This window comes from Riemerella columbina DSM 16469, from assembly GCF_000374405.1.
Lineage (GTDB): Bacteria > Bacteroidota > Bacteroidia > Flavobacteriales > Weeksellaceae > Riemerella > Riemerella columbina.
Genome location: NZ_KB894273.1, coordinates 103,702 through 120,953, shown reverse-complemented (window position 1 = coordinate 120,953; position 17,252 = coordinate 103,702). Strand labels below are relative to the sequence as shown.

At 37.4% G+C, this 17,252-nt stretch carries 14 protein-coding genes and 1 pseudogene; 10 read left to right on the top strand and 5 right to left on the bottom strand.

Annotated elements, in window-relative coordinates; translation table 11 throughout:
* Positions 1-268: 268 nt before the first annotated feature.
* Positions 269-1,630: pseudogene (locus tag C237_RS13720) on the top strand (RtcB family protein).
* 119 nt (positions 1,631-1,749) lie between these two features.
* Here the strand turns inward: C237_RS13720 and C237_RS0110960 are convergent.
* Complete coding sequence (locus C237_RS0110960; protein WP_018676513.1) at positions 1,750-2,379, bottom strand: DNA-3-methyladenine glycosylase family protein; 630 nt, start codon at positions 2,377-2,379, stop codon at positions 1,750-1,752.
* Positions 2,380-2,502: 123 nt separating this feature from the next.
* Here C237_RS0110960 and C237_RS0110955 point away from each other — a divergent pair, with 123 nt between their 5' ends.
* The 6 genes from C237_RS0110955 to C237_RS0110930 all read left to right on the top strand — a co-directional run bounded on the left by C237_RS0110955 (position 2,503) and on the right by C237_RS0110930 (position 8,170).
* Positions 2,503-3,381, top strand: coding sequence for a pirin family protein (locus C237_RS0110955; protein ID WP_026315651.1), 879 nt, complete (start codon positions 2,503-2,505; stop codon positions 3,379-3,381).
* Between the two features lie 95 nt (positions 3,382-3,476).
* Positions 3,477-4,058: a Crp/Fnr family transcriptional regulator gene (locus tag C237_RS0110950; RefSeq protein WP_018676511.1), complete on the top strand. Its 582-nt coding sequence runs from the start codon at positions 3,477-3,479 to the stop codon at positions 4,056-4,058.
* Positions 4,059-4,144: 86 nt separating this feature from the next.
* A complete protein-coding gene (locus C237_RS0110945; protein ID WP_018676510.1) occupies positions 4,145-4,684 on the top strand; it encodes a nucleotide exchange factor GrpE in 540 nt (179 codons plus the stop codon).
* Between the two features lie 75 nt (positions 4,685-4,759).
* Positions 4,760-5,878, top strand: coding sequence for a molecular chaperone DnaJ (gene dnaJ, locus C237_RS0110940; protein WP_018676509.1), 1,119 nt, complete (start codon positions 4,760-4,762; stop codon positions 5,876-5,878).
* A 72-nt stretch (positions 5,879-5,950) separates the two neighbouring features.
* Positions 5,951-6,856 (top strand): ABC transporter ATP-binding protein, encoded by a 906-nt coding sequence (locus C237_RS0110935; RefSeq protein WP_018676508.1) that lies wholly within the window; start codon positions 5,951-5,953, stop codon positions 6,854-6,856.
* A gap of 9 nt (positions 6,857-6,865) precedes the next feature.
* Positions 6,866-8,170: an ABC transporter permease gene (locus C237_RS0110930; RefSeq protein ID WP_018676507.1), complete on the top strand. Its 1,305-nt coding sequence runs from the start codon at positions 6,866-6,868 to the stop codon at positions 8,168-8,170.
* Positions 8,171-8,241: 71 nt separating this feature from the next.
* Here C237_RS0110930 and C237_RS0110925 read toward each other — a convergent pair whose 3' ends face one another.
* Positions 8,242-8,628 carry an HU family DNA-binding protein gene (locus tag C237_RS0110925; protein ID WP_033399013.1) on the bottom strand — a complete coding sequence of 129 codons (387 nt, stop codon included), beginning with the start codon at positions 8,626-8,628 and terminating at the stop codon, positions 8,242-8,244.
* Between the two features lie 269 nt (positions 8,629-8,897).
* Entirely contained in the window at positions 8,898-12,101 is a 3,204-nt protein-coding gene (locus C237_RS0110920; protein WP_033399018.1) for a hypothetical protein, read from the bottom strand.
* Positions 12,102-12,262: 161 nt separating this feature from the next.
* Between C237_RS0110920 and C237_RS0110915 the strand changes: the two genes are divergently transcribed.
* The 3 genes from C237_RS0110915 to C237_RS0110905 all read left to right on the top strand — a co-directional run bounded on the left by C237_RS0110915 (position 12,263) and on the right by C237_RS0110905 (position 14,363).
* Positions 12,263-13,030: a T9SS type A sorting domain-containing protein gene (locus C237_RS0110915; protein ID WP_018676504.1), complete on the top strand. Its 768-nt coding sequence runs from the start codon at positions 12,263-12,265 to the stop codon at positions 13,028-13,030.
* Positions 13,031-13,152: 122 nt separating this feature from the next.
* Complete coding sequence (locus C237_RS0110910; protein WP_018676503.1) at positions 13,153-14,046, top strand: 3-hydroxybutyryl-CoA dehydrogenase; 894 nt, start codon at positions 13,153-13,155, stop codon at positions 14,044-14,046.
* 77 nt (positions 14,047-14,123) lie between these two features.
* Positions 14,124-14,363, top strand: a complete 240-nt coding sequence (locus tag C237_RS0110905; RefSeq protein WP_018676502.1) for a hypothetical protein — start codon at positions 14,124-14,126, stop codon at positions 14,361-14,363.
* A 50-nt stretch (positions 14,364-14,413) separates the two neighbouring features.
* Here C237_RS0110905 and C237_RS0110900 read toward each other — a convergent pair whose 3' ends face one another.
* Both C237_RS0110900 and pheT read right to left on the bottom strand, forming a co-directional pair.
* Positions 14,414-14,818, bottom strand: a complete 405-nt coding sequence (locus C237_RS0110900; RefSeq protein ID WP_018676501.1) for an META domain-containing protein — start codon at positions 14,816-14,818, stop codon at positions 14,414-14,416.
* A 24-nt stretch (positions 14,819-14,842) separates the two neighbouring features.
* On the bottom strand, positions 14,843-17,245 hold the full coding sequence (gene pheT, locus C237_RS0110895) for a phenylalanine--tRNA ligase subunit beta (protein WP_018676500.1): 2,403 nt from the start codon (positions 17,243-17,245) through the stop codon (positions 14,843-14,845).
* Positions 17,246-17,252: the final 7 nt, after the last annotated feature.

The window sequence follows — 17,252 nt, the reverse complement described above, 5'->3', positions numbered from 1 at the left end:
CACGCTTGCACCGTGCAGGCGAGGCAAAGTTATAAGAATTTGTTCAAAAAGTAAATATGTTGTATCTTCGCTGTGTTGAGTTTCAATGAAAATCAATGAAATCAAAAGAAGTAAGTTGAGTTACTAATTCGTTACCTGAAATTAAAAAAATACTTATAATATTTTATATTTCAATAATTTAACAATTAGTATGGATTTATAATCTAGAAAGCAGAATAAAAATACGAACGACAACTATTTTTTTTATCTTTGACTCAAACGAAAAGTAATGATTACAGGAAAAGACTTAATTGCATTAGGATACAAGCCAAGTAAATGGTTCAAAGAAGCCATCGATTATGCCAATCAGCATGAATTGTCTGGGCAATCGCTAGTGGATTATCTCAAAGAAGTAAGTCCAAAAATTGTGGAACCCCACGATACACCTATACCTTTTCATCAAAATATACAAGCCGAAGATGAGGATGAAATATTGAATGTAGAGAGTGTTATCGCCACCATGAATGAGTTGATGAAAACCCCAACCATCGTAAAAGGAGCGGTGATGCCAGACGCTTGTCCTACGGGACCTATTGGGCAAATTCCTGTGGGTGGTGTGGTAGCGGCTAAAAACGCCATACATCCCGCGATGCATAGTGCTGATATTTGTTGTTCGGTAATGATGACCAATTTTGGGCATATAGACCCTAAAAAGGTACTGGGTTTTGCCCATTAGATTACGCATTTTGGTCCTGGTGGTCGAGAGGATTTTTCGCAATTACCCAAAGAATTAGAAGATAAAATTCGAAGCAATCGATTTTTTAACAATCAAAATAGTATTCTGTTGGCTCAAAATCATTTGGGTACACAAGGCGATGGCAACCACTTTTTGTATGTGGGGCAGTCTGAACAAACAGGCGAAACCATATTGGTAACCCACCATGGAAGTCGTGGTTTTGGAGCGAGTCTATACAAACAAGGAATGGCAATGGCGGATTATTTCAGACGAGAAATTTCGCCCAATACACTAAGTAAAAACGCTTGGATTCCCTATGACACCGAGGAAGGTAAAGCCTATTGGGAGGCCTTGCAAATCGTGAGAGAATGGACCAAACTCAATCATGAAATCCTACACAATGCGACGGTAGAACTAACGAAAAAGGACTTTGTCAATCGTTTTTGGAATGAGCATAACTTTGTTTTCAAAGAAGATGACTTGTTTTACCATGCCAAAGGAGCGACTCCATTAGCCGACCAATTTGTACCCGATAGCCAAAATGGCTTGCGTTTGCTTCCTCTAAATATGAGCGAACCGGTATTGATTGTAAAAGGTGAAACAACAGCCAATAATCTCGGGTTTGCACCCCATGGTGCTGGTCGAAATATGAGTCGTTCGGCACACAAAAGAAAGTTTGAAGGACAAACCAAAGAATCGATATTTGCTCAAGAAACCAAAGGTTTAGATATACGATTTTTCTCTGAGCACATCGATATTTCGGAATTGCCAAGTGCATATAAGAATGCACGGAATGTCAAAGCACAAATGAAAGCATTTGGATTGGGTGAGGTAGTAGATGAGATTTTACCTTACGGCTGTATCATGGCTGGAGATTGGCAAATCGATGCCCCATGGCGGAAGAAAAGTAGATAAACTTAATTAGTTATTTCCAAAGCAATTGAGGGGTCTACTTCAAAAATAAAAAAAACAATACTCAAGCATACTCCAATCCATCGTTTGGGAGAAGCCCAAGGCATTGCGGGTGCCGTTCTTTATTTTGCAGCAGTGATCTCAGGAATGGCTCCACCTGCAATTGCCCATAAATATAGACTTGCCACAGAGCCGTACGGACTATACCTTTTGCGGTATTTTTCGAATAATTTTGGGGTGATTTCCTTATGATGATAGAGCATTCGCAACCCTCGGTGGATGGCAAGGTCGCCAAAACTTAAGATATCGGGGCGTTGCATCGAGAAAATCATTAGCATTTCGGCAGTCCAAACGCCTATGCCTTTGAGTTCGCATAGTTTTTCACAGACTTCGGTATCGGTCATTGTGTGTAAATCTTCTAAAATTAATTCTTTGCTTACCACTTTTTGAGCAATTCCTTGCATATAGGACACTTTGCGAAAGGACAAACCCACTTTTTGCAATTCTTCGGTGGAACAATTGGCAATGGTTGGGGCATCGATGGTTGTGAGTTGGTCTTTCATCTTTTGCCAAATGCTTTCTTGGGCTTTGGTAGAGATTTGTTGCCCTACAATTTTCTTCATTAAGGCTTCAAACAAATCAGGAATTACAGGTCGCTCGATTTTACCAATGCGTTCGATGGCTTCGGCTAATTTTTTGTCTTTGGATTTGAGGTAATTGATTTCTTTAGTTCCGTATTGAAAGGTGGGCATATCTATGAGTTAATTTCCGCTAAAATACAAAAAAACCTCAAGAACTAGCGTTCTTATCCTACATCAATGCGTAGCGGTGGCAGTTGGCGTACCTTTGCTTTAGAAAATTTTAAAAGAGAAAAAATGAAAACAAGAACTGTAGAATTAGTAGCAAGCCCGAGAGCACCACACTTTGTGGGCGACGGCTTTCGAGTGCATAACTTTATCCCGAGTGGTTTCCGTTTGGATATAGAGCGAATGAATCCATTTATTTTGTTGGATTATAATGCAAAGTACCACTTTCCGCCCGCCGACCAACCCAAAGGCGTAGGGGTACACCCACATCGAGGATTTGAAACTGTAACTATCGCCTACGAGGGAAAAGTAGAACATCGTGATAGTAGTGGTGGTGGAGGTGTGATTGGCAAAGGTGATGTACAATGGATGACCGCCGCTCATGGGGTATTACACAAAGAATTTCACGAAACGGAATGGAGCAAAAAAGGCGGAATTTTCCAGATGGTTCAACTTTGGGTAAACCTACCTGCAAAATACAAAATGAGTGAACCCAAATATCAAGCACTTAAAAATGAAGAAATCCAACGATTTGTATTAGATAGTAATCAAGGGGAAATCGAAGTCATTGCAGGAAATTACCAAGGGGTAAAAGGTTTGGCATCTACTTTTAGTCCGATGGAAATGTACAATGCTAAATTGGAAAAAGGGGCTGAGGTTCACATTTCTCTACCTGCAAATTACAATACGGCTTTGTTGGTTTTGGAAGGAAGTATCACGATCAATAATCAAGAACAAGCACCTAATGACCATTTGGTACTGATGGCAAATGATGGCGAAAACTTTAGCATCACTGCCGATGAAAAAGCCATAGTTTTGGTGCTTAGTGGCGAACCAATCAATGAGCCCATTGCCACTCAAGGTCCTTTTGTGATGAATACCCGAGAGGAACTTATACAAGCCTTTGATGATTTCAAAAGTGGAAAATTTGGAACTTTAGAAGATTGATACACAAAACGCCTCAATGATTGGGGCGTTTTTTTTACATTGAGGTGTAGGTAATCGTTAAGGAAATTCTATCTTTACAAAAAAAAGAATTTCAAATGGCTGACACTACCTTACTCAATTATTTATCTCAAAAAACACATCTTAACCCTACTGATTTAGAGAATATAAGCCAGAATTATCAAATCAAAACTTATTCTAAAGGGGACTATCTTTTGCAAAAAGGAACGCATTGTCAGTATGTATATTTTGTAGAAAAAGGCTTGCTAAGGCAATACACTACCGATGAGAAAGGGAAAGAACACACCCTCTATTTCGCACCAGAAACTTGGTGGATTGCCGACCGCGAAAGTATGTATTTCAATCAGCCTTCCTCTTACGATATTCAAGCCTTGGAAGATACGCAAGTGGCAGTACTTACTTATGATTTTATCAAAGGTTTTGAAGAATCTTCTGAGTCCTTTTTTCAGTTTAATCATACACAATTGCATCGGCATATACAGGTGTTGGAACAACGCATTACGATGTTGCTCAGTGCTACTGCCGAAGAACGCTATTTACATTTTATAAAAACCTATCCCGATGTGCTTTTGCGCGTTCCTCAGACGATGGTCGCTTCGTATTTGGGCATCACACCCGAAAGTTTAAGCCGTGTCAGAAAGGAATTGATGAGTAAATAAGAGCGTTTCTATTTTGATAATGCCAATTTGTCTTATTAAAGCCTTTGGCAGTATCTTTGCCACAATAGTTGGAAAATAGAAATATAATGGAAGACAATAAAGATTTACACGAAGAAACAATAGATTCTACTAACGAAACGACGGAAGATACTCACCAAGAGCCGACTGAAAAAGTGGCAGAAGAACCAACGCCAGAGCAACTTTTGGCAGAGGAAAAAGACCGCTATATCCGTCTATATGCAGAGTTCGAAAATTATAAGAAAAGAACTGCTAAAGAACGCAACAAGTTTTTCCAATATGCCAGCCAAGATATGATGACGGCAATGTTGGCTATTTTAGATGACTTTGAAAGAGCCTTAAAAGAACTAACCAAAAATGGCAATGAAGAGGAACTAAAAGGGGTAGAATTGATTTACAATAAATTCAAAAATAAGTTAGTTGAAAAAGGCTTAAAGCCAGTAGAGGTAAAGGCTGGTGATGACTTTAATGTAGATATTCACGAGGCGATTACGCAAATCCCAGCCCCTTCGGAAGACTTAAAAGGGAAGGTAGTTGATGTGATTGAAACAGGCTATAAACTTCACGACAGAGTGATTCGTTTTGCGAAAGTAGTGATTGGTCAGTAATCAAAACCATAAATTTTAAAATAATGAAATGCGCTAGCGTGTTTCATTATTTCGATTTAATATAATACAGAAACAATGTCAAAAAGAGATTATTACGAAATATTACAAGTAGAGAGAACAGCCACGGTAGAGGTCATAAAAAAAGCCTACCGTAAGCAAGCTCTAAAATACCACCCAGATAAAAATCCAGGCGACAAAGAAGCAGAGGAAAAGTTTAAAGAAGCAGCAGAAGCCTACGAAGTTCTTAGTGATGAGAACAAACGCGCCAGATACGACCAATTCGGTCATGCAGGACTTGGAGGTAACGGTGGTTTTGGAGGTGGCGGTGGCTTCGGTGGTATGAATATGGACGATATATTTAGCCAGTTTGGAGACATTTTCGGTGGACACTTCGGTGGTTTTGGAGGCGGTGGTGGCAGACCACAACAGGTGCGTGGAACTAATCTTAGAGTACGCATAAAGCTAGGTTTAGAAGAAATGATGAACGGTACCGAAAAGACCATCAAAATTAAAAAAATGAAGATGGCACCTGGGGCTACTTCTAAAACTTGTCCTACTTGTAATGGTGCTGGCGTTCAGATGCGTGTGATGAATACGATGTTTGGACAAATGCAATCTCAGACCACTTGTAGCACTTGTAATGGAATTGGAAAAGTGGCGGATAAAATTCCGTCTGGAGCTAATTCCCAAGGTTTAATAAAAACCGATGAAGAAGTTACCATTAAAATTCCTGCTGGTGCAAGAGATGGAATCCAGCTCAATGTAAGAGGCAAAGGAAACGATGCACCATTTGGTGGCACACCTGGGGATTTACTCGTGGTGGTAGAGGAAGAGGAAGATGCAAATATTAAAAGAGAAGGCGATAATCTACATCAGGAACTATATATTTCTTTTGCAGAAGCGGCATTGGGAACTTCTAAGGAAATTCCAGTAGTTGGCGGAAAGGTGAAAGTTAAGGTAGATGCTGGAACGCAATCGGGTAAAATTCTTCGATTGGCCAATAAAGGATTACCAAGTATAGATTCCTATGGAAAAGGGGATATGTTCGTACATGTGAATGTATGGACACCGCAAAACCTAACCAAGGAGCAAAAAGAATTTTTTGAAGCTCAGCTACAATCAGGGGAAATGAAAGCCGAACCTTCGGGGAAGGAAAAAACATTTTTCGATAAAGTAAGAGATTTATTTAACTAAATTAAAACTTTTAGGTTGAGGATTAAATTCTATCTTCAACCTATTTTTTTATTGTCATAAAACATTGATATAATGCTAAAAGCCAAAGGTGTAACCAAAACTTATGATGCAGGCAAAAAGGTAGCCTTATCCAATTTTAGTATAGAGGTGCCCAAAGCCTCTATTTATGGTTTATTAGGACCTAATGGAGCAGGGAAGACTTCATTTATTAGAATCATCAATCAAATTACCAAACCAGACAGCGGCGAAATTTTTATAGGCGACGAACCGCTAAGCCCTCATCACATCAAAGCGATAGGTTATATGCCAGAGGAGCGAGGATTATATAAAAATATGACGGTAGGCGACCAAATCCTCTACTTCGGCGAACTAAAGGGTATGTCTAAGGAAGACGCTCTAAGACAAGCCAAATATTGGTTTGATAAACTCCATATAGAACATTGGTGGAAAAAGAAATTGTCTGAACTATCCAAAGGTATGGCACAGAAAATCCAGTTTGTGGTAACGGTATTGCATCAACCCAAATTATTAATTTTAGATGAACCTTTTTCTGGTTTCGACCCTGTAAATGCCAACTTGATTAAAGACCAAATCTTAGAACTTAAGGAACAAGATACTACCATTATCCTTTCTACGCACCGAATGGAAAGCGTGGAGGAAATGTGCGATTATGTGGCATTGGTTAACAATTCCCATAAAGTAATTGATGGTAAAGTCTTTGAAGTCCGTGAGCAATACAAACAAAACATCTATGAAATTGTACTTTCTGATGTGAACGATACCCGAATTTCAGACTTTAAAACCCGCTTTAATCCTCAAAATTGGAAAGAAAAAGATGGATTGACTGGCTTTGAAGTGCAATATACTTCGGCTCAAAACGAATTGCTTAGCGAACTGATGCAGCTAGGCAACATCCGATGCTTTAATGAGAAAATACCAAGTATGAACGAAGTCTTTATCAACGCTGTTAAAAATTAATCTGCTGCTATGAAAAATATTATCATCATTACCAAAAGAGAATTTTTAACCCAAGTTAAAAAGAAATCTTTTATCATACTTACGCTGCTTGCCCCTATTTTAATGGTCGTTTTTGGGGTGGTTATAGCCTTAATGTTTAAAGCAAATGAAACCGAATACCAATTTTCTGTAGTGGATAAAAGCGGTGTGTTTCAAAAGGAAATGAAATCCAATGCCGATATTACTTTTGTGTATGTTCCAGAGAGCCAAGAGGCATCTCTAAGGCAAGGGCTAAAGGATATGGAAGGGGTAGATGGGCTACTGATTATCCCAAAACTCATCAATGAAAACTATCAGCAGTTAGAGCAAGGGAGTGAACTATTAGTCAATAAAAAAATCAGTTTTGATGTGCGTAAGCAAATCGCTTCGGAAATGCAAGAAGTCATCAAAAAAGAAAAGATAAAATCTCTGGGCTTAACGGAAAATCAAATTGCAGATCTTGACCATTCGTTTGAACTGAAAACCAAAAATGTGGTGGACGAAAAACAACAGGACGATAGCCTAGCGTTCGGGATAAAATCTGCCCTTAGTATGCTATTGCTTTATGCTACTTTTATGTTTATCCTCATCTATGGTGTCCGTGTGATGCGTAGTGTTCTAGAGGAAAAAAATAATAGGGTAGTGGAAATTATCATTTCTTCGGTAAAGCCTTTTGAACTGATGATGGGGAAGATTATCGGTGTTACTTTTGTAGCGCTAACTCAATTCATTATATGGATTGCAATGGCGGTAGCAGTGGCTCTGTTCTTTAATAAAAACTTTGGTTCTATGGGGAGTAAAATGACGACCGATGAGGTACAGCTGGACAATATAGAAGTTATGGTGACCAGTGTTTCTCATACTTTATTAGAGCTAAATTATGGTTTAATCATCATTGTGTTTTTATTATTCTTTTTATTGGGCTATGTATTTTATAGTTCTATCTATGCGGCTATTGGCTCGGCAGTGGATAGCGATACGGAAACCCAGCAATTTACTACGGTGATTATTTTACCATTGATGCTCGGGCTATACGGTAGTATTTCAATTATGAACAATCCAGAAGGACCTATGGCGTTTTGGCTGTCTATGATTCCGCTTACTTCCCCTGTGGCAATGGTGGCGAGGATTCCTTTTGGTGTTCCTTTATGGCAGATTGCATTGTCCTTGGTATTGCTATTAGGCTCTACTTTGGCAATGGTTTATCTTGCCGCAAAAATTTATAGAATAGGCATCTTAATGTACGGAAATAAACTAACGCTAAAAGAGCTATGGAAATGGATAAGAACTAGTTAGTTAAAATCGTTGAGCCATCTATCCTCGTCTTATCATAAGGCGAGGTTTTTTTATATTTTTCTAGAGGCGGTTTATTTTCTTTTTTGGTAAGATACTTTTAGGCGTTTCATCTTTTTTTTAGGTTTAAAGGTAATTTTAGGCGTTCGCATATCTCTGCGCACATTAAAATCTGTTTCGTTTGCCACACCGTTTGAAGAGAATGAGGGGCGGAAAATACCCAGTTCACCACAGTCTACGCTACGCCCCTGTTCCATTTGTGCTTTTACCACATCGGCTAGGCGGTAGAGTACGGCAATGGCTTCTCCTTTGCTTAGGGTATTGCCATCGGCAATGGTTTCGCAGAGTTCATCAAAACTCATTTGTCCATTAAGTTTAAACTGGGCATAGTAGAGGTCTTTACCTTGGTTTGCCCCTATACTCATTTTTTGTTTCTTTAAGCTGTATCGTACGGGTATCATATTCTATTTTAGAAATTATCTTGTTATATTTTAATTGTTTCCTCAGTATAGTTTAGACAAAACTACGGCTTTTTTTAATAAAAACCAATAAGGGTTCTTAATAAAACCAATAAGGGTTCTTAATAAAACCCATAAGGGTTTCTTCTAAAACCAACAAGGGTTATTTTATAAACCCATAAGGGTTTTTATCTATATAACCTTAGGTTTTATCTAATACAAAGGCTCTTAATAGTCAAAAGATACCTGAGATATTGGCTAAAAGAATTGTACTAGAAACTTGCCCGTACTTGGACGCTACCGATGTGGATGGTTCGGGCATCGGAGTTTCTGCCTTCGTAGTTGAGTTGTAAATGAATCAATCGGCTGATGGCTTGCTGAAGATACGCATTCCAAACTTGGTTTTTGCCAGCTTTCAATCCATTCAACATTTGATTGCCCACTACGCTAAAGCTATTGCCTTTAAAGTCATTATTGATGAATGAAAAACTACCTCTTAGCATAGTTTTATGGTGTTCCCATTGTAGGCTTCCCGTTAGGTTTAGAGTGTTGAGGCGTTCGGTACCGTCTAGGCGGGTTTTGCGTTCCCAGGCAGAGGAAATCTCGGCTTGTAGGGCATTACTTAACTGATAAGTCAATTTGGGGTGGGTTTTCCATTCGCTAAGGTCATAGTCTCGGGACTTGAATAATTCCGAACGATGATTGAGGCGCTGCCATTGATTGTCCCAATCGGCTCTGAAGTCTTTAGTAATTCTATAACCAATGGTTAAATAATGCGTATTTTGATGCTTTTCCTCTTCGCTAAAATTAGCATTGAGGATATTGTGGTGTTTCATCCATCGGTAGGAGGCTGTCCAGCCCGAGCGTTCGTTAGGTAGGAACTGAGCGGCAGTAATCCAATTTTGATTTTTAAGAATTTGTTGAGCATTGCGTTCAAAAGGGTTCCAAACCAAAACCTTATCTTGCTTATAAAATGAATTTTGGGATAGCAAAGAGAAGTTGAAATTCCATCGTTTTAGAAACGCATTTTCAGATTTAATGATAACGGCAGGGTTCAGGTAAAGTGCCAGTTGCCATTTGTTTTTATTAGACGGCGTATACTTTACCGTATTGGTATAAATTCTAATGTACTGTGCCAGGTCGCTGTATTCGGCAATTTCAAACTCGTCTAATTGTTGGATGCCATCGCCGTTGTAGTCTGTCCATTTATAAATACCTTGCCCGTCGGTAACTTTTAAATATTGAAATTCTCGCTGTGCCTCTTGTCCATTGCCCAGTTCGTAGAAGGTTTGTAGCCTTAGTCCATTATTAAATAATTGCTGATGGTATAGTAAATTTCCTAAAACAAAATCTTGATTGTGCTGATTGTTGGATGATTGATTATAGAAGAAATTTCGATAATGAATTAAAGAGGTGAGGGTGGTGTTTTCATTTTTAATCCATTCGCTTTCTGCCATCCAACCTATCAAATGGTTCACTTGGGTTAGTTGATTGTTTTGCACAGAATCATTGACTCTGGCGTAGACTTTGGTTTTTAGGAAGCTGCGTTTTTCTGTACCAATGGTCTTTTGGACAAATATTTCTTTCCATGCAAAGCTATTCGCTTCTAAAGTGTTTAGCGTTTTCAAATCTCTAGTGTTGCGTTCCATACCGCTACCAAAAGTCCAAAATCCTTTATTGCCTTTGTATTGTGTTTCCAGATTTACTTTTAAGAATTGGGTGTCTTCTATATCGGATTGGCTTTTCAGCATGGAGAGTTGTCCTTGCGTTAGCCACTTTTTGGTGTCCCAATTTAAATCTAAATCATTTTTAAAACCTTGATAGCCGCTGCCTTCTTTCAACCAATTGAGTTGATAGTTCAGATGAGACCCAGAATTCCAATCATTTTTAAAGCCGAAAATCAATCGGTGCTGGGTTTGATGATTAAACTCTTGGCTCAAATTAAAATCCCGTGCAAATTCTACCGAATTGATACGGTCTAAAATATGAAACTTAGTATTGATATGCTGGTATTCTAGGGAGGGGGTACCACGCCAATTTCCTTTTTTAAAAGTTTTTTCTGCCATCAGTCGTGTGGCGTAGCCTATATTATCTTGGTTGTCTTTGGAGGAAAAAAGGTTGCGGTCGTACTGGCTTAGCGAGGCATCCAATTCTATTTTACCATTATCTAAAGCATAAGCCGTATGGGCAGAAATCACTTGAGATTTCTGTGGGGTAGGTAGTTTCCTCACCGCCGAATAATCCCCTAGATTAGTACCAACATATTCGTAGATGCTACCGTTGTTACTGGTTTGCTTTAGTCGGTAGTCGCCTTTGCCCATACCAAAATAAGTGAAGGCGACTTGGTAAAGCGTTTCTTGTTGGTCGGTGGAAAATTCGTAATAAAATGCACCAGAAGGTAGATGGACTTTTCGGTAAAGAATTTTATTCACATCATAGGCAGCCATAGTTCCAGAAGGTGCAAGCATTAATTCTGATTGATTGCCCGCCTTTGCGAGAATTTTTTTGTCTTCTTCGCTAAGGTCTAATGCCAAAGGTGCATTTTTCTGGTCACTTTCTAAAAACCAGTTAAGCCCCAATTGCAATCGGTTGCGCTGATGTTCTACACCACCCGTTACGAGGAAACGCGTATAGTTTCTATTGGCATAGTTATAAGAAATGGTAATGAAATTCTGATTGTAAATGGGACGAAATGAGGTAAAGGTAATTTCCCCCGTATTGTAATTGATGGTATAGTCTTGGTTTTCGCCTCTTTTCATTAAAATCCCATCGATAAATACCTGCTCCGAGCCCGAGATAATGGTGATAAAAGGCTCTCCATTTTTGCCTAATAATCTATAAGGTCCTTGGTTTCCTTCTTTACCTTGAAATCTTAAGCGATGAAACTCACTGCGTGCCACTCCAACGGTAAATTGTAGTCGGGTAGGGTGTTCTTTTCCAAATTTGGTATCTATACCTAAGCCTAAACTACGCCTTTGGTAGCGCCCAAAAAAAGTTGTGTTATCGTCTAAATCGAGATGTCCTGCGGTAATGATGGTCTTTTTTTTAAGGTTCAGTTGAAGGTAGATTTTATCAAATTCATCTAAAGTTTGGGTGTAGCCATCGGCTTGGATGGGTAAATTATGATCGGAAATACTGGCTAAAATAGACACATCTTTACTCAATTGCCCTGCAATTTGTAAGTCCATAGAGCTCTGAACGGAAGATCCTTGGGCATTTCCAAAAGTAATCCCTCTTATAATGGAGCCTTGTGTATTGAGTTGTTCCAAAGCATTAAAAGGATTGGGCTTTACAATAACGGCTTCATCAATGATACTCTTAGTTTTGGAGGTAATGAAATTTAGAGTATCTTTTTGAAAGACTTCTTTTTCTATTTTGGCTTGGATAAGACTATCTTTTTTTAGACTGTCTTCTTTTAGGTTGGGATTTTGCCATGTAAAGACTTGTCCCCAAATGAATGAGGATATACACAACATAATAATTAATATTCTATAAGCCAACATATGAGGTTACAAATATACATAACGGAATATTAATAAAACTTAATATAAATCAGTTATAAAGTTTTTGGTAGTTCTATAATTCTTTTTAAATTTGGAACATAGAAAAATATTATTAACAAAAAAATAAAAGTATTATGAAAAAATTCTATTCTTTAGTAGCCGTTTTGACTATTACAGCAACGGCAACAGCACAAAATTTAGTACAAAACTTTTCTTTTGAAAATGATTTTTCAGATTGGAAGGCTGGATTTAAATCTACTTATACTGCTCCTGAGGTAATTACAGGAGGAGCCCAAGATGGTAATAAATATGTTAAATATACTCCAACCAGCACTACTGGCTTTTATCAAAATATTTCTATAGAAGCAGGGAAAGAGTACATATTAACATTTTATTACAAAGCAGCAAGAGGAAAAGATGCTAGAATTTGGTGTAATTTTAAAAATGCTAATAATGATGTTATATACCTTAATACAGATACAGCCAATGATCCTCTGAGAAATAATAATAAATATCTTGAAGCAACTAATGATTGGACTAAGCATGAAATACAATTTACAGCTCCTAATGATATTGTTTCATTTGACCTAGCCGTAAGAGCATATTCTGGAAGTAATGTAAGTTTCGATAATTTTTCATTAGTGAAAAAAGAGAATATGAGTGTTTATGATTTAGCGGGTAATAAAAAAGAAACTTTAGTAAAAAATACAGTAGTTGAAAATCGATTATTATTTGGTGCTAAAGGAAAAGTAACCATCTACAATACCAACGGACAAGTGGTAAAATCTCTTGAAGTAAAAGAGGGTGACGCGGTCAATATATCATCACTTCCAAAAGGTGTCTATGTAGTAGCTGGAGAAGTAAACGGTCAAAAAGTATCTCAAAAAGTAATTAAAAAATAATCTTTAATTATTATTAAAAATAAAAAAGGACTTTCTATTAGGAAGTCCTTTTTTATTTTACTGATTTGTGGTAGTCAAAAAAATGTATTATTTTTAAATTCTAAATATTTAATATATTAAACATGAAACATATTGTAGTAATAGGTGCAGGAACTATGGGAAATGGTATCGCCCATACTTTTGCTCAAAGTGGATTTAAAGTCAATTTAGTAGATATTTCGGATGAAGCATTGGATAGAGGTTTAAAAACCATAGAAAAAAACTTAGACCGAATGTTGGCTAAAGAGAAAATTTCTGAAAAGGATAAGCAAAATACCCTTGGTAATATTACCAAAAATACTTCCATAGCCTCTGCGGTTAAAGATGCAGATTTAGTGGTAGAAGCAGCCACTGAAAATCAGGAATTAAAATTGAAAATCTTTAGAGAATTAGACCAAGAAGCACCCAAACATTGTATTTTGGCATCTAACACTTCTTCTATTTCAATTACACAAATCGCCGCGGTTACTCAGAGACCAGAAAAAGTTATTGGGATGCACTTCATGAATCCTGTACCGATTATGAAATTGGTAGAAATCATCAAAGGATATTCTACTTCTAAAGATACATTTGATACGATATATAAACTGTCTAAAACCTTAGGAAAAGTACCTGTGGAAGTTAATGACTATCCAGGGTTTGTAGCGAATAGAATTTTAATGCCGATGATTAATGAAGCTATTGAAACGCTTTATAATCAAGTGGCAGGTGTAGAAGAAATAGATACCGTAATGAAACTAGGGATGGCGCACCCAATGGGACCATTACAATTAGCCGATTTTATTGGTTTGGATGTTTGTTTGGCGATTTTAAATGTGATGTATGATGGCTTTAAGAATCCTAAATATGCGCCTTGCCCATTATTGGTTAATATGGTGATGGCAGGTAAGTTGGGAGTAAAATCGGGAGAAGGCTTCTATGATTATTCCGAATCTAAAAAGGCAGAACGAGTTTCAAAAATGTTTGCTAAAAATTAATAAAATAGAGTAAATAATAGAAATATTTATTTACCTTTGTACAAACACGAATTATATTAACCTAAAAATAGAACACAATGAAATTACCAAAATTTTTATTAGCAGATAATACAGACTTTCCTGAAGATTTATTTGTAGTACACACAGAATATCCAAGATTTATCTTGAATGTGGAAGAAGAGGAAGTAGAATGGCTAGATGACCTAGAAGGCGATGATGAAGAATCTCTTGCTGACGAGGCAACCAAGGCTGTGGAAGCCGCTTTTAAGTGGTGCGATGCTGAATTAGAAAAATACGACGACGAAGATTTAGATTAGTCTATCATTTTTACTGCATAAAAAAATCGCCCCAATTTGAGGCGATTTTTTTATTTTCTAACAAACTTCATTAATAGTAAATTATCCTTATATAATTCTAAAGTGTTTCCATCACTTACATATTTATTGGCTTCGTTTAGCATTTTAAAGAAATTTTGTTCTATATCCATATTCGGACAAGCCATTTTGGTAGCACCGATACTTTTGGTTGAAAAGGAACCCGTAGATTCGTCTAGTTGAACCTCAGAAAAGTAGTTGTTACAACCAGCATTTCCAGAAAGTCTGTCGTTTTCTATTCTTAAAGTTGGGGTACGGCTATCACCTACTTTTTCGCCAGATAATATCCAATCTGTATTTTTAATCGGGGCTTGTGTTTTGCCTAGTTTAGAATTGGCAACACTACCACAAGAAACTAATACTAAGCCGAGGACTAAAATTGAAAGTACTTTTTTCATCTTGTTATAAATTTTATGATTATTCTAAGAGCGTAATTCAGCTCCAAATTCTTTTTCTAATGTTTTAATAATATTCTGCATGATTTCAGAAATTTCTTTTTCTTCTAAAGTCTTTTCCGTGTTGAGCAAATCAAAACTTAAGGCATAAGACTTTTTACCATCTGGCAAGTTTTTACCTTTATACACATCAAATAAATTAATATTTGTAAGATAAGGTAATTGTAGACTATTCACAGCGGCGTAAAGCTTAGCGTAAGTAATATCTTTGTTCACTAATAATGCTAAATCTCTTCTCGTTTTGTTAAATTTAGGAATGTCCTTAAATTTAAAATCGCTTTTGCTTCTAAATTCTTGGCAGAGTTCTATTTCTATTTCGGCATAGAATACTTCTTGTGCTACATCTGCCTCTTTTATTAATGCCTCCGCTACTTTTCCGAGTCTTGCAATCGTCTTTCCCTTTACCACAATTTCTATACCATCAGAAAAGCGATTATCATTAAGTGGTTTTTCCTTAAAATTAAGATTTAGTTTGGAAAGTAACACATGTACCATGGCTTTTAAATGGTAAAAGTCTGATGCTGATTTTGGTACCAGCCAGTTTTCCGCTTGGGCTCTACCAGAGATTAATAATGCTAATTGTTTCCTTTCCTCATATTGTTCATAGTGATGGTAGATTTTACCTAATTCGAAGAATTTAATATCGGCATTTTTTCTATTGATATTATACGCCGCATTTTGTAAAAGCCCTTCCAGTAAAGAGGTTCTCATTGAGCTTAGTTCTCCACTTAAAGGATTAAGTAAAGTGACGGCATGGTCATTATCTTTAACTTGAGTCAATGAGTTGTTCATTACCTCGTAAAATCCATTAGATTGTAGCGTTCTAGCCCAAGCATTCTCTAAAGTATCTTGGTTTTCTAAATCTAATTTTACTGGGGTAAAGGCAATTTTTTGTGGACTTTCAATCTTATTATAACCGTAGATACGAAGGATTTCTTCAATCACATCTATTTCTCGTGTTACATCGGCTCTGTAATTAGGAACAGAAAGTTCTAGTCCATCAGCAATTTCATTAAGAATTTCGATATCTAAAGATTTTAAAATCTTCTTAACTGTTTCTCTATGGATTTTAGTTCCTAAAATTTGGTCGAGTTTAGAATATCTAAATACGACATAATGAGGCTCTATTTTTTCAGGATAAACCTCTATTAAATCTCCTATTAAATCTGCATTGGCCAATTCCTTCATCAGATGGATGGCTTTGGTAATGGCAGTACGCACTAGGTTGATATCCACGCCTCTTTCAAATCGGAAAGACGCATCGGTATTAAGCCCATGAAGTTTTGCTGCTTTCCTTACCGCCACAGGATTGAAATAAGCACTTTCTAAAAATACTTTAGTAGTATTTTCGGAAACACCAGAGTCATTGCCACCAAATACACCAGCGATACACATAGGGTTTTGGGCGCCATCTTTTATCATGGTTTCGGTACCATTGAGTTCACGCTCTACACCATCCAAAGTCGTAAATTTTGTAGCAGGCGTAGCAATACCAATCACCACTTTTTGTCCAGAAATTTTATCTGCATCAAAGGCATGTAGCGGCTGTCCCAAACTATGCAAAATATAATTGGTAATATCCACCACATTATTAATAGGACTGAGCCCAATGGCTTTTAGTTTATGTTGTAACCATTTGGGTGAAGGCTTTACTTCTACATTTTCTAAAACGGCACCAATATATCTTGGGCAAAGTTCTTGATCTTCTACCTCAACGGTAAAATGGTGTTCTCCTTCTGGTTGAAAAATTTCCGAAGATACTTTATTAAATTCAGTAGGGGTAATATTCGCTACCGTTAAAAATGCGTTGAGGTCTCTAGCTACGCCGTAGTGCGACATAGCATCGGTTCTATTAGGGGTAAGCCCAATTTCATAAACTTCGTCTTTGGTCAGATTAAAGTAATTAGAAAAAGGCGTTCCTACTTTATAAGATTCATCCAGTACCATGATGCCCTCATGCCCTTCGCCAAGACCGAGTTCGTCTTCGGCACAAATCATCCCTTCAGAAACTTCGCCTCTGATTTTTGCTTTTTTTATTTCAAAAGAACCGCCGTCTTTCGTGTAAATAGTGGTGCCGACTACTGCCACAGGGACGAGTTGACCTTCAGCCACATTGGGTGCACCGCACACAATCTCTAGAGGTTTTTCTCCACCAACATCTACGGTTGTTTTTTTTAGTTTATCGGCATTAGGGTGCTTTTCACAAGTCAAAACTTTGCCTACGATAATGCCTTCTAAACTACCTTTAATACTTTCGTAAGTTTCTATTCCTTCTACCTCTAGCCCAATATCTGTAAGATAAGCTCCGATTTTTTCGGTGCTAAGGTCGGTAGTAATATAGTCTTTTAACCAATTATTGGAAATTTTCATGTATTTT

Excerpts from the sequence above, each read along its gene's own strand:
- C237_RS0110960 (WP_018676513.1), bottom strand. The coding sequence starts at position 2,379 with ATGCCCACCTTTCAATACGGAACTAAAGAAATCAATTACCTCAAATCC.
- C237_RS0110955 (WP_026315651.1), top strand. The coding sequence starts at position 2,503 with ATGAAAACAAGAACTGTAGAATTAGTAGCAAGCCCGAGAGCACCACAC.
- C237_RS0110950 (WP_018676511.1), top strand. The coding sequence starts at position 3,477 with ATGGCTGACACTACCTTACTCAATTATTTATCTCAAAAAACACATCTT.
- C237_RS0110945 (WP_018676510.1), top strand. The coding sequence starts at position 4,145 with ATGGAAGACAATAAAGATTTACACGAAGAAACAATAGATTCTACTAAC.
- dnaJ (WP_018676509.1), top strand. The coding sequence starts at position 4,760 with ATGTCAAAAAGAGATTATTACGAAATATTACAAGTAGAGAGAACAGCC.
- C237_RS0110935 (WP_018676508.1), top strand. The coding sequence starts at position 5,951 with ATGCTAAAAGCCAAAGGTGTAACCAAAACTTATGATGCAGGCAAAAAG.
- C237_RS0110930 (WP_018676507.1), top strand. The coding sequence starts at position 6,866 with ATGAAAAATATTATCATCATTACCAAAAGAGAATTTTTAACCCAAGTT.
- C237_RS0110925 (WP_033399013.1), bottom strand. The coding sequence starts at position 8,628 with ATGATACCCGTACGATACAGCTTAAAGAAACAAAAAATGAGTATAGGG.
- C237_RS0110920 (WP_033399018.1), bottom strand. The coding sequence starts at position 12,101 with ATGTTGTGTATATCCTCATTCATTTGGGGACAAGTCTTTACATGGCAA.
- C237_RS0110915 (WP_018676504.1), top strand. The coding sequence starts at position 12,263 with ATGAAAAAATTCTATTCTTTAGTAGCCGTTTTGACTATTACAGCAACG.
- C237_RS0110910 (WP_018676503.1), top strand. The coding sequence starts at position 13,153 with ATGAAACATATTGTAGTAATAGGTGCAGGAACTATGGGAAATGGTATC.
- C237_RS0110905 (WP_018676502.1), top strand. The coding sequence starts at position 14,124 with ATGAAATTACCAAAATTTTTATTAGCAGATAATACAGACTTTCCTGAA.
- C237_RS0110900 (WP_018676501.1), bottom strand. The coding sequence starts at position 14,818 with ATGAAAAAAGTACTTTCAATTTTAGTCCTCGGCTTAGTATTAGTTTCT.
- pheT (WP_018676500.1), bottom strand. The coding sequence starts at position 17,245 with ATGAAAATTTCCAATAATTGGTTAAAAGACTATATTACTACCGACCTT.